This is a genomic window from Bacteroides sp. AF34-31BH, assembly GCF_003602795.1.
Lineage (GTDB): Bacteria > Bacteroidota > Bacteroidia > Bacteroidales > Bacteroidaceae > Bacteroides > Bacteroides uniformis.
In genome coordinates, this window is record NZ_QTLV01000009.1 from 66,392 (window position 1) to 78,737 (window position 12,346).

The window sequence follows — 12,346 nt, forward strand, 5'->3', positions numbered from 1 at the left end:
ATGCATTCAATAGGGCTTTTAATATATAATGGTTGATCTTAATTTTATTAATGATGAAAACACGCAGGGATTTTTTAAAAAAGACCGCTTTGTTTGGTGCATCTGCATTCATGCCCCCTTCATTGTTGGGGCAAGAGAGTGATGGGAATTGTTCTTTTTCTCGGGAGACTACCTCTTCCATGCTGGTTCCCATGGGTGATGCACTTAAAATTACCGGTACATTTTTAGATGAGATATCTCATGATATTCCCCATCAGAATTGGGGAGAAATAGAATGGGATCGGGATTTCCGGTATATGCGGGATGTTGGGATTGATACGGTTATTATGATTCGTTCCGGTTATCGTAAATTCATTACTTACCCTTCGAAGCACTTGTTAAGCAAGGGTTGTTATATGCCTTCTGTTGATTTGTTGGATATGTTTCTTCGACTGGCAGAAAAATATCACATGAAGTTTTATTTTGGTTTATATGACTCTGGTAAGTATTGGGATACCGGTGATTTGTCGTGGGAGATTGAGGATAATAAGTATGTGATTGATGAAGTGTGGGATAAATACGGTGAAAAATATAAGAGTTTTGGTGGCTGGTATATTAGTGGTGAAATAAGCCGTAAGACGAAAGGCGCTATTGATGCCTTTCGTACAATGGGTAAACAATGCAAAGATGTATCCGGAGGTTTACCGACTTTTATTTCTCCATGGATTGATGGGAAAAAGGCTGTTATGGGAACAGGCAAGCTAACAAAAGAAGATGCTGTCTCTGTTCAGGAACATGAAAGGGAATGGAATGAAATTTTCGATGGCGTTCATGATGTGGTTGACGCTTGTGCCTTCCAAGATGGACATATTGATTATGATGAACTGGATGCTTTTTTTGCTGTAAATAAGAAATTGGCTGATAAATATGGTATGCAGTGCTGGACAAATGCCGAAACTTTTGACCGTGATATGCCCATTGATTTCTTGCCTATTAAGTTTGATAAGTTGCGTATGAAATTGGAAGCTGCCAAACGGGCAGGTTATGACAAAGCTATCACTTTTGAATTTTCTCATTTTATGAGTCCGCAATCGGCGTATTTGCAGGCAGGGCATTTATATAATAGGTATAAAGAATATTTTAATATAAGATGACATGAAAAACATAATAAGACAGTTATTGGTATTTTTTGTTTTTGTCGTCAGCTTAAATTTGGCGGCACAAACTCTACCTGTTATAACGGGACAGGTTAAATGTCAGGGACGTGGAGTTGCGAATGTAGTGGTTACAAATGGTTTCGATTGTGTTTCGACCGATGTTGCCGGCAAATATACTATTCCTTATCATCGTGATGCCCGTTTTGTATATGTTACTACTCCAGCAGGTTATTTGCCCCAACGGGATGGTAGCCTCCCTTTGTTTTATCAACGCATTACTAAAGGGACTTCTGTATATGATTTTTCTTTAGTCAAAAATTCTAAGAATGATGACAAGCATCTTTTCTTGGTTCAGGCCGATGTTCAGCTTGGAAAAGACGAAGATGTTACTGCTTATTCAGAATATCTGAGGGATGTGAAGGAATTTGTCGACAAATGTTCGAAATATGATTTATTTATGCTGGATTGTGGTGATATTGTAGGTAATGCCTTGTCGCTTTTTTCCTCATATAAAAAAGCATCGGACGTGTTGGATGTCCCTATGTATCGAGTGATTGGAAATCATGATATGGAATATGGAGTACGTTCTTACGAGCATTCGTATAAATCCTATGAAGAGAATTTCGGCCCTATTTATTATTCCTTTAACCGTGGAAAGGCTCATTATATCGTGCTTGATAACTGTTACTATATCAATAGGCATTACCGCTACATCGGTTATATTGATGAGCGTACTTTGCAATGGATTGAGAAGGATTTGGCCTTTGTGCCGAAGGACCATTTGGTGTTTGTTTCCATGCATATCCCTTCCAGTTCTACTAAGGAGCTGGAATTTAATGCGCTACTTCCTGATGAGACCAGTAATGCTTCAAGCTTGTATGACCTCTTGAAAGGGTACGAGGCACATTTGCTGACTGGTCATACCCATAACAACGGTAATGTTGTATTCAATGATAGCTTGATGGAACATAACACAGCAGCTGTATGCGGTACTTTTTGGAAGGCTGATATTTGCACCGATGGCACTCCCGCTGGTTATGGTGTATATGAAGTTGATGGAAACAAGCTGACTTGGCGTTATAAGAGTGCGGGGTATCCCATTGAACATCAATTCAGGGCTTATCCGGTAGGAGTTTCAGAGGATTACCCTGAGTATATTCTTGCGAATGTATGGAATTGGGATGAAAACTGGAAGGTAGAGTGGTATGAGAATGGGAAATGTATGGGTGAAATGGAGCATTTCACGGGCTTTGATCCGGAAGCAAAAGCCATTTGCTCGGATAAAAAGCGCGTAGAGTATGATTGGATTTCTCCGATAAAAACAGAACACATGTTTCGTGCTTTACCTAAAAATGGTAGTGCTTCAATGGAGGTGTGTGTGACAGACCGTTTTGGTAATGTATATAAAGTTAAACTATAAACAATGATGAAGAAAAATGTAAATATCGGATATTTAGTATTTCTGTCCTTTGTTGCAGCCTTAGGAGGTTTTCTCTTTGGCTATGATACTGCTGTGATTTCTGGTACCATTGCCCAAGTGACTGTACTTTTTCATTTGGATACCTTGCAGCAGGGATGGTATGTGGGTTGTGCGCTGATAGGCTCTATTGTGGGTGTACTTTTTGCTGGCGTGTTGAGCGATAAGTTCGGTCGTAAACTGACGATGGTTCTTTCTGCTGTGTTGTTTTCCACTTCGGCCATAGGCTGTGCCATTTGTGCTAATTTCGATGAGTTGGTTGTATATCGTATTATTGGTGGTGTGGGTATTGGTGTTGTTTCTATTATATCTCCTTTGTATATCTCAGAAGTTTCTGTGGCCCAATACAGAGGACGTTTAGTCTCTTTGTACCAATTGGCCGTTACAGTAGGATTTTTGGGCGCTTATTTGGTAAATTTCCAGTTGCTTGGATATTCAGAAAGTCATGTCGTTTCTGGTATAGGTTTATTTGAAAAAATCTTTGTAGCTGAAGTATGGCGTGGCATGTTGGGGATGGAAACACTACCAGCTCTTTTGTTTTTTACCATTATCTTTTTTATTCCCGAAAGCCCTCGTTGGTTGATTTTGAAAGGTAGAGAAGAACGTGGTCTTAATGTTTTGCAACGAATTTACAACTCGGCTGAGGAGGCTATGAACCAGATGAACGAAACCAAATCTGTTGTATCAGAAACTAAATCCGAGTGGGCATTATTGTTGCAGCCTGGCATTCTGAAAGCTGTGATAATCGGTGTTGCCATTGCCATATTGGGACAGTTCATGGGTGTGAATGCCGTATTGTATTATGGTCCTTCTATTTTTGAGAAAGCTGGGCTTTCCGGTGGTGATTCTTTGTTTTATCAAGTGTTGGTTGGCTTGGTTAATACGTTGACTACTGTCTTGGCACTTGCTATTATTGATAGAGTGGGACGTAAGAAGTTGGTATATTATGGCGTTTCAGGGATGGTTCTTTCTTTGTTGCTTATCGGTATTTACTTTTTGTGGGAAGAGAGTTTGGGGTTGTCAAGTCTTTTCTTGTTGGTTTGCTTCTTGTCTTATGTGTTTTGTTGTGCTGTATCTATTTGTGCAGTGGTATTTGTGCTTCTTTCAGAAATGTATCCTACCAAAGTACGTGGTTTGGCTATGTCTATAGCAGGATTTTCTCTTTGGATTGGAACATATTTAATTGGGCAGTTGACTCCTTGGATGCTCCAGAATCTTACCCCCGCCGGAACATTCTTCTTGTTTGCTGCAATGTGTGTGCCTTATATGCTCATTGTATGGAAACTTGTACCGGAAACGACTGGCAAATCTTTGGAAGAGATAGAACGGTATTGGACACGTATGAAATAAATTGACCTTATGAACTAAAATATAAAAAAAATATGGACTTTAAAAAATTAGCAACACAGTATAAGGATGAACTGATGAATCATATTCTTCCTTTTTGGCTTGAATGTTCTCAAGATCATGAATATGGTGGATATTTTACATGCTTGGATCGTCAAGGCAATGTATTTGATACGGATAAATTTATTTGGTTGCAGGGACGTGAGGTATGGATGTTTTCGATGCTTTATAATAAGGTAGAGAAGCGTCAAGAGTGGTTAGATTGTGCCATTCAAGGAGGAGAATTCTTGAAAAAGTATGGTCACGATGGTAACTATAACTGGTATTTCTCATTGGACAGACAAGGAAATCCATTAGTTGAGCCTTATAATATTTTTTCATATACGTTTGCTACGATGGCATTTGGGCAGTTAAGCTTAGCCACAGGGAATGAAGAGTATGCAGAAATTGCCAAGAAAACGTTTGATATAATCTTGTCGAAGGTTGATAATCCCAAAGGGCATTGGAATAAGTTGCATGCAGGTACACGTGATTTGAAGAACTTTGCATTGCCAATGATTTTATGCAATTTGGCTTTGGAGATAGAACATTTGCTGGATGAGGATTATCTGGAAAAGACCATGGAAGTCTGTATCCATGAGGTTATGGAAGAATTTTATCGTCTGGAATTAGGAGGTATTATTGTTGAAAACATACAAATGGACGGACAGCTTTCCGATTCGTTCGAGGGAAGACAAATTACTCCCGGACATGCAATTGAAGCCATGTGGTTTATCATGGACTTAGGGAAACGTTTGGGGCGTTTGGACTTGATAGAAAAGGCGAAAAATACCACTTTGACTATGCTCGATTACGGCTGGGATAAAGAGTTCGGAGGTATTTATTATTTTATGGATCGTAAAGGTTGTCCTCCTCAACAATTGGAGTGGGATCAGAAGCTTTGGTGGGTACATATCGAGACTCTGATTTCTCTATTGAAAGGGTATCATTTGACTGGCGACCAGCAATGTTTGGAGTGGTTTAATAAAGTGCATGATTATACATGGACTCATTTTAAAGATACAGAACATCCTGAATGGTTTGGATACCTGAATAGAAGAGGTGAAGTTTTGCTTCCGCTGAAAGGTGGAAAATGGAAAGGATGTTTCCATGTTCCCAGAGGATTGTATCAGTGTTGGACTGTTTTGGAGGAAATAGCAAATTCATAAATAGAATCTGTATGAGCAAAATCATAGTAGTAGGCAGTTCAAATACGGATATGGTAGTGCATACCTCCCATTTACCAGCACCGGGAGAGACAATCCTTGGTGGTAAGTTTCTTATGAATCAGGGTGGTAAAGGAGCAAATCAGGCAGTTGCAGTGAAGCGATTGGGGGGTGACTTGTTATTTGTGGCGAGAGTGGGCAATGATGTTTTGGGACAGCAGACCTTGCGTGTTTTTCAAAATGAAGGCATAGAAACAAGCTATATTGCTTTAGATAATGAAACTCCATCCGGAGTTGCGTTGATAAGCGTGGACCAATATGCTGAAAATTGTATTGTTGTGGCTTCGGGGGCTAATATGTTACTTGGACAAGAGGATATTGACAGTATGGAAAAAGAGATGTTGGTTGGAGATATATTATTGATGCAACTGGAAATTCCTCTTTCAACTGTAGAATATGCTGCACGGAAGGCTTATGAAAAGGGAGTGAAAGTTGTATTGAATCCTGCTCCTGCCTGTTCTTTGCCGGAATCTTTGTTCCAATATTTATATATGATAACTCCCAATCGGATAGAGGCTGAAATGCTGACCGGAGTTAAGATAAACAGCAAAGAAGACGTGGCTATGGCGGCTGGTGTCTTGTATCGGAAAGGTGTGAAAAATATAATAATAACTTTGGGTAGCGAAGGAAGCTTTGTAAGAGAAGGAGAAAAAACTTATTATGTAGATGCCTACAAAGTGGTTCCGGTTGATACTACGGCCGCAGGAGATACTTTCAATGGAGCTGTTTGCGTGGGTGTTTCCGAAGGGATGAGCTTGGAACAAGCAGTATTGTTTGCATCTAAAGCTTCTTCTATTTCTGTTACAAGAATGGGGGCTCAATCATCTATTCCTTATCGGAAAGAGTTGGATATGAATAATTTAGTTTAATCTGTTAAAAGAAGAATATTGTGGATAGACGTCATTTTTTATCAATGTTAGGTCTGGGAGCAGTTGGTTTGGCTCTGCCGGGAGTAGCTCAAGCAGATATTTTAAAGCAAGCAGCTGCCAATCCGAATATAAAACCTATTTCCGGTTCTTGGTTTGAATTTCAGCATCCGGGAGGTAAAGAAGGAGTATATTGGGACAAAGACTTAAGACAGTTTACTGCTGCCCAGTGGAGAGAAAAAATTCGTGAAATCAGTGAGACCGGTATGGAATATTTGGTGATGATGAATGTGGCTGCTCACGGCAAAGCTTTTTTTGATACGAAATTGGCTCCTAAATTTGAAATGGGTTGTGAAGATCCTATTGAAACAGTCCTTTCTGCGGCAGATGAGTTTGGTGTGAAGTTCTTTGTGAGCAATGATTATTGGGGACCGGATCTTGATGCTCATCGGATGATGACAGATAGGGAACTGGGTAAGAAAAGGAATCAATCAATGGAAGAAATCTATAAGAAATATGGGCATCACAAGAGCTTTTATGGGTGGTATTTCCCTAATGAATCGTGGTTAGATCCTTATTTTTGCGATTTTGTGATACCTTATGTCAATGAGTGTGCGCAAGTGGCTAAGTCGTTGAATGCTAACTGTGTGAATATAATAGCTCCATACAATATAAAGAAAGAAAAATGTGATGATTATTTTGTGAGACAGCTTGAACAACTCAATGTGGAAATCGTGGCCTATCAGGATGGAGTGGGAGTAGGTGCAACCAGATTGGAAGATTCTGCCCGTTATTATGAGAATTTGTCGAAAGCGCATCAAAAGGCAGGGCGTTCCAGAATATGGGCTGATATGGAGTTGTTTTACTTTGAACAGACCACTCATGGCAGTTTACTTCCAGCGGACTTTAACAATAGAATAATTCATCAAATGGAAGCTATTTCACCTTTCGTGGACAAAATTTTGGTTTACCAATATCTTGGAATCATGAACAAACCCCAATCTAAGGCTCATGCCGGATTAAGAGGAGAGACGGTAAGGTTATATAATCAATATATGGATTGGTATAACAAACAAAATTTTAAATGAATAGGAATGATATGAAAAGAATTGTATACTTTTTAGTTTCTCTGTTGGGATTTACCAAACTGGCAGCACAAGATCCTGCTGATTTTGTTCTTCCATCTATTATAAGTGATCATGCAGTGATGCAACGTGATGCCGAAGTAAAGCTTTGGGGATGGTGTCCCAGTGTTTGGGATTTGAAGATTGTATGTAGTTGGGCTCCCAATGATACGGTTCATGTATCTTCTGATAAATATAAGTATTGGGAAACTTATATAAACACTCCCAAAGCCGAAGGACCGCACGCCATTCGGTTTTATGGTTGGGAAGGTAAACTTTGCGCAGAAGTGAAAGACATTCTGATGGGAGAAACTTGGCTTTGTTCCGGTCAGTCAAATATGGAGTATTGCTTTAAGTGGCGTGTAGATGACATCACCGATAGAAGTATACTGTTTGACAATAAAAAGATTCGTTTTTTCAAGGTGGCTAAGTCATCCTCCGCGTATCCGGTTGAAAGAATTCAGGGAAAGTGGGAAATTTGTTCTCCCGAAATTGCAGAAGATTTTAGCGTAGTGGCTTTTTGCTTTGGAAAAAGGCTGAATGAAGAATTGGGTAATCTTCCTATCGGGTTGATAGGCTCTTATTGGGGAGGTACAGCCATTGAGCCTTGGATGGACGAATTTACATTGCGTCATGAGAAATTGGAAGAAAAGACTAAAGCATTGACTGCCGGATGGGCACCGACTGCAAATTCTTCTCTTTACAATGCAATGATTCATCCCATTATAAACTACACTATTGCCGGGGTTGTCTGGTATCAAGGAGAAGCCAATAATGAAAGGCATCAGGATTATGGAGTTATGTTTGATGCTATGATTAGAGGTTGGCGTAATGCTTTTCATCATTATTTGCCTTTCTATTTTGTCCAGATAACTCCTTGGAGTGGTTATGCGGATAAAAATGCTGCATATTTGCGTGAACAACAAGCCGATGTGGCTGCTACATTGAGAAATACTGGTATGGTTGTGGCGGGAGACTTAGTAAACGACCTAACAGATATTCATCCGAGTCTGAAGAGACAAGTAGGAGAACGATTAGCTAATATGGCTTTGAAAAATAGTTATCATAAAGAGGATATACAACCGTATTCGCCTATGCTAAAATCCTTTAGAGTAGATGGTCGTAAAGTAATAGTAACAACTACCGCTATTGGCAAACTTGCTTGCAAGGATAAGGTCATTCGTCACTTTGAGGTCGTGGATAAAGAGGGTAATTTGCATCCGGCTAAGGCTTCTATATTAAAGAATGGAGATATCAGTGTCATTGCCGATAAGGTGAAGGAACCGGTAGGAGTACGTTATTGTTTTTCCAATGATGCTATGCCTAATTTATTTGATAGTAACGGATTGCCTTTGGCTCCATTTAGAACAGATCGTAAAAAATGAAAAAGTCTTTATTATATTTAATTTGTTGTTTTATTTGCTTCTCTGCTTTTTCTCAAGCTTCTGATTTGAAGTTTCGTGACGGGAAGTTCAAGATTGTTCAGTTGACAGACCTGCATTGGGTAGAGAGTGATTCTTATAAATTGAAGAATGACAGCACTTGTCATTTGATTCGTGAAGTTATTCGTATAGAAGATCCCGATTTGGTTGTTCTTACAGGTGATGTAGTAGTTTCCTGGAATGCTAAGAAAGGATGGGAGAAATTGACCAAAATATTTGGGGAAACCAAAACTCCTTTTGTTGTGACCTTTGGTAATCATGATGAAGAAACGGATATGAACAATGCTCAGATATTGGACTATCTGTGTACACGACCTTATAACCTGACTTATGATGCTGAAAAAGGACTTTCGGGCTCGGGCAATTGCATGTTGACCGTCCGTTCTTCTGATGCTACATCTGAAAAATGGGTACTCTATTTCTTCGATTCTCACAATAATACCAAAGACCGTTCTTTTGGTTATTATGATTGGATTAAGCATAATCAGATAGAGTGGTATAGGAAAAGTAGCAGTCGGGTTACCGCTCGCAACAAGCGCATATTGCCTTCCTTGGCTTTCTTCCATATTCCTCTGCCAGAGCATGAAACGGCAAGGTGGACATGCCGGGAGTTTGGCGAGAAGCAGGAGGGTGTTTGTGCTCCAAGTGTAAATACCGGATTATACTCTTCGTTTATAGAAAAGAGGGATGTTATTGGGGTGTTTGTAGGTCATGACCATAATAATGACTATATGGTTGATTTAGACGGTAACATAACTTTGGCCTATGGTCGGAAGACGGGTTATCCTTCTGCCTATAATGAAACGCTTAGCCGAGGGGTACGTGTCATTAATCTGCATGAAGACGAATCGGTTTTTGATACTTATATAAGAGATTTGAAAGGAACTTATTTTCATTATCAATTTGAGCAGAAAAATAAGGGCAGTAATATTCCTCGTTTCAGTGGTTCCTTTGTGCAAGAGTTTTTGGTAGCAAATTGGGACAACGAACGTTGGAATCAGGAAATGGATATGCTGAAAGAAGCTGGCATGAAGTACTTGATTTATGCACCTGCATTGCTGGTAGATGAAAAGGGGAAAACAACTACAAATTATCCGTCTGCTCTGACGAAGAAGAAGCAAGGCAATAGAACGCTTGAAAAGTGTTTGCAAAGTGCGCAAAAAAATGGCATTAAAGTATTTGTAGGATTAAACTTTAATGAACGTTGGTGGAAAGTGGATTATGATGCTCGCTGGTTACTGGAGCAAATGGAAATGGGTAATAAGGTGGCAGATGAGCTTGTTGTTTTGTATAAAGAAAAGTATCCGGATGCCATGTATGGTTGGTATTGGGTTTGGGAGGTAGACAACTTGAACTGTATGACTTCTGAGCGTCAATCAATTTTGGCAGAGGCATTGAATACGAATTTGAATCATCTTTCTGAGATTGCTCCGGAAATGCCCCTTATGTTGTCTCCGTTTATGAATTACAAGGTAGGTGGAAATGCTGAAGAATGTGGCAAGATGTGGACGAACGTCTTTGCGCAAACCGACTTCCGTCCGGGAGATATATTCGCTCCTCAGGATTGTGTCGGTGCAGGTGGACTGAATTTGGATAATTTGTGGGAATGGTTTTCTAATTTGAAGAAGGCTGTCAATACTAAACCTGGGCTGAAGTTTTGGGGAAATGTAGAGACATTCGATCAGCGCTTTTGGACTAGCGCTCCTTTAGAAAGGGTTCAAAAACAGTTAGAGATTGTAAATGGCTATGTTGGCAATTTGATTTGTTTTGCATACAATCATTACAATAGCCCGTTTGTAGTTAATCCGGCGTATCATCAGGCATATCTTCAATATTGCCGGACGGGATGTTTGCCTATAATGGATATTCCTGAAAAAGTGAAGAATGCTGCTGTACGAAAGGTGGCTAAGGGAATTGAAGTTTCTTGGATACCGAATGAAATGAAAGCAGTTGACGGATATAGTATCTATCGTGATGGGCAGTTGATTATGAAATTACAAATACGTGACGGACAACTTCCGAGAACTTTTGTTGATGCAGAAGGTACAGTAGATAATGTTTATGAAGTAGCTGTTTATAATGTGATTGGTAAAGAATCTGCTAAAGTAAAAGCTGAATAACAATTGTAAAATTGATAAATATGAAGAATGTAACTTTTATTATTTGGGCTTTTGTTGTACTGTGTGCAGGATGCAGTTCTTCCACTTCAGTTGTGCAAGATGAAGTCTCTATGACTAAAAAACAATTGGCTGATAAAGTGAAAGGTGGTTGGGCAGCGAAAACCATTGGTTGTACCTATGGAGGACCGGTTGAATTTCTGCATAATGGTACTATGATTCAAGACTATACTCCCATAAAATGGTCCAAAGATAGAGTGAAATATTATTATGATACATTTCCCGGATTGTATGATGATATATATGTGGATATTGTATTTGTGAATGTGTTCGACCGTTTGGGTTTAGAGGCACCGGCCGATTCTTTTGCTGTTTCGTTTGCTGATGCCGGATTTCCTTTGTGGCATGCCAACCAAGTTGCAAAATATAATATTAAGCAAGGCATTATGCCCCCCATATCCGGACATTGGTTGAATAATCCTCATGCAGATGATATTGACTATCAGATAGAAGCAGATTTTGCAGGTCTAATGTCACCGGGCATGCCTAATACTGCTTCTGAAATTTCAGATAAAATCGGTCACATCTTTACGTATGGCGACGGCTGGTATGGTGGTGTGTATGTGGGCGCTCTATATTCCATGGCTTTTGTTTCAGATGATATGGAGTATGTGGTAGAAGAGGCATTGAATACAATTCCCGAGCAAAGTGATTTTTATGCTTGCATAAAAGATGTGATTGGTTGGTATCGGCAATATCCAGATGACTGGAAACAGACTTGGTTTGAATGCCAGAAGAAGTGGACTTCGGAAGTGGGGTGTCCCGATGGCGTTTTTGTTCCGTTTAATATTGATGCCAAGATAAATAGTGCCTATGTGGCTATAGGTCTGTTATATGGCAAGAAAGATTTTTATCAGACTATTGATATTTCGGCACGTTGTGGGCAAGATTCTGATTGTAATGCGGCTACTGCTGCCGGTATATTGGGTACAATGCTTGGATATAGTAATATTCCGGAATTATGGAAAGAAAGTCTTTACGAAGTAGAGGACATCCCATTTGCCTATACGGAAGTTTCGCTGAATAAGCTTTATGAGTTAAGTCTGAAACAAGCTTTGCAGGTGATAGAGCAAGAAGGAGGTTCTGTTCAGGGAGAGCAGGTTGTTATTAAAACGCAACAGCCGGTTGCTGTAAAGTATGAGAAAGCTTTTGAAGGTCATTATCCGGCAGAGAAGAAAGCTGTTAACCTTTTGTTACAGGATGCTACAGAGTTTATGTTTGATGGTAACGGATTTGTTTTGAAAGGATATGTGAAGTGTGCTGATGAATCGTATGTTGCGAGTGTTGCGATGTATATAGATGGTGCTTTAGCAGAAACTGCCAATCTTCCCGTTGCTAAATCTACTTCTATAGATGACAGAAGGGTTGATTCGTTTCATAAATACCAGTTGCCTGATACAGCGCACACGGTTGTTTTGAAATGGTTGAATCCTCGTACGGATGCACAAGTTTATTTAGGTGAGGCGGTTATTTATTCCAGCCAGCCCAATCAATTAACCTATAAATAATTAA

General features: G+C 39.7%; 9 protein-coding genes. All 9 read left to right on the forward strand.

Annotation, left to right across the window (positions count from 1 at the left end; all coding sequences use genetic code 11):
- Positions 1-53 precede the first annotated feature (53 nt).
- Genes DWZ67_RS13835 through DWZ67_RS13875 form a run of 9 tightly spaced genes read left to right on the forward strand, consistent with a single transcriptional unit; the run spans position 54 to position 12,342 of the window.
- A complete protein-coding gene (locus DWZ67_RS13835) occupies positions 54-1,133 on the forward strand; it encodes a DUF4434 domain-containing protein (RefSeq protein ID WP_005835383.1) in 1,080 nt (359 codons plus the stop codon).
- 1 nt (position 1,134) lies between these two features.
- Entirely contained in the window at positions 1,135-2,556 is a 1,422-nt protein-coding gene (locus DWZ67_RS13840; RefSeq protein WP_005835384.1) for a calcineurin-like phosphoesterase C-terminal domain-containing protein, read from the forward strand.
- A gap of 6 nt (positions 2,557-2,562) precedes the next feature.
- Positions 2,563-3,963, forward strand: coding sequence for a sugar porter family MFS transporter (locus DWZ67_RS13845; RefSeq protein WP_005835387.1), 1,401 nt, complete (start codon positions 2,563-2,565; stop codon positions 3,961-3,963).
- 32 nt (positions 3,964-3,995) lie between these two features.
- Positions 3,996-5,168, forward strand: a complete 1,173-nt coding sequence (locus DWZ67_RS13850; RefSeq protein WP_016272595.1) for an AGE family epimerase/isomerase — start codon at positions 3,996-3,998, stop codon at positions 5,166-5,168.
- A gap of 11 nt (positions 5,169-5,179) precedes the next feature.
- Positions 5,180-6,094 (forward strand): ribokinase, encoded by a 915-nt coding sequence (gene rbsK / locus DWZ67_RS13855; protein ID WP_005835391.1) that lies wholly within the window; start codon positions 5,180-5,182, stop codon positions 6,092-6,094.
- Positions 6,095-6,114: 20 nt separating this feature from the next.
- The gene (locus tag DWZ67_RS13860; RefSeq protein WP_016272596.1) at positions 6,115-7,179 is read left to right on the forward strand and encodes a DUF4434 domain-containing protein; all 1,065 of its coding nucleotides are present in this window, start codon (positions 6,115-6,117) and stop codon (positions 7,177-7,179) included.
- Positions 7,176-8,600 (forward strand): sialate O-acetylesterase, encoded by a 1,425-nt coding sequence (locus DWZ67_RS13865; RefSeq protein WP_120139100.1) that lies wholly within the window; start codon positions 7,176-7,178, stop codon positions 8,598-8,600. The genes DWZ67_RS13860 and DWZ67_RS13865 overlap by 4 nt, the downstream gene beginning before the upstream one ends.
- Positions 8,597-10,777: a DUF4434 domain-containing protein gene (locus DWZ67_RS13870; protein WP_016272598.1), complete on the forward strand. Its 2,181-nt coding sequence runs from the start codon at positions 8,597-8,599 to the stop codon at positions 10,775-10,777. Before DWZ67_RS13865 ends, DWZ67_RS13870 begins: the two co-directional genes overlap by 4 nt.
- Positions 10,778-10,797: 20 nt before the next feature.
- A complete protein-coding gene (locus DWZ67_RS13875) occupies positions 10,798-12,342 on the forward strand; it encodes an ADP-ribosylglycohydrolase family protein (protein WP_057097203.1) in 1,545 nt (514 codons plus the stop codon).
- The last annotated feature ends 4 nt before the right edge of the window (positions 12,343-12,346 follow it).

What these genes read in the sequence shown, in the direction of transcription:
- DWZ67_RS13875 (WP_057097203.1), top strand. Translation starts at nt 10,798, where the DNA reads ATGAAGAATGTAACTTTTATTATTTGGGCTTTTGTTGTACTGTGTGCA.
- DWZ67_RS13850 (WP_016272595.1), top strand. Translation starts at nt 3,996, where the DNA reads ATGGACTTTAAAAAATTAGCAACACAGTATAAGGATGAACTGATGAAT.
- DWZ67_RS13840 (WP_005835384.1), top strand. Translation starts at nt 1,135, where the DNA reads ATGAAAAACATAATAAGACAGTTATTGGTATTTTTTGTTTTTGTCGTC.
- rbsK (WP_005835391.1), top strand. Translation starts at nt 5,180, where the DNA reads ATGAGCAAAATCATAGTAGTAGGCAGTTCAAATACGGATATGGTAGTG.
- DWZ67_RS13870 (WP_016272598.1), top strand. Translation starts at nt 8,597, where the DNA reads ATGAAAAAGTCTTTATTATATTTAATTTGTTGTTTTATTTGCTTCTCT.
- DWZ67_RS13865 (WP_120139100.1), top strand. Translation starts at nt 7,176, where the DNA reads ATGAATAGGAATGATATGAAAAGAATTGTATACTTTTTAGTTTCTCTG.
- DWZ67_RS13845 (WP_005835387.1), top strand. Translation starts at nt 2,563, where the DNA reads ATGAAGAAAAATGTAAATATCGGATATTTAGTATTTCTGTCCTTTGTT.
- DWZ67_RS13835 (WP_005835383.1), top strand. Translation starts at nt 54, where the DNA reads ATGAAAACACGCAGGGATTTTTTAAAAAAGACCGCTTTGTTTGGTGCA.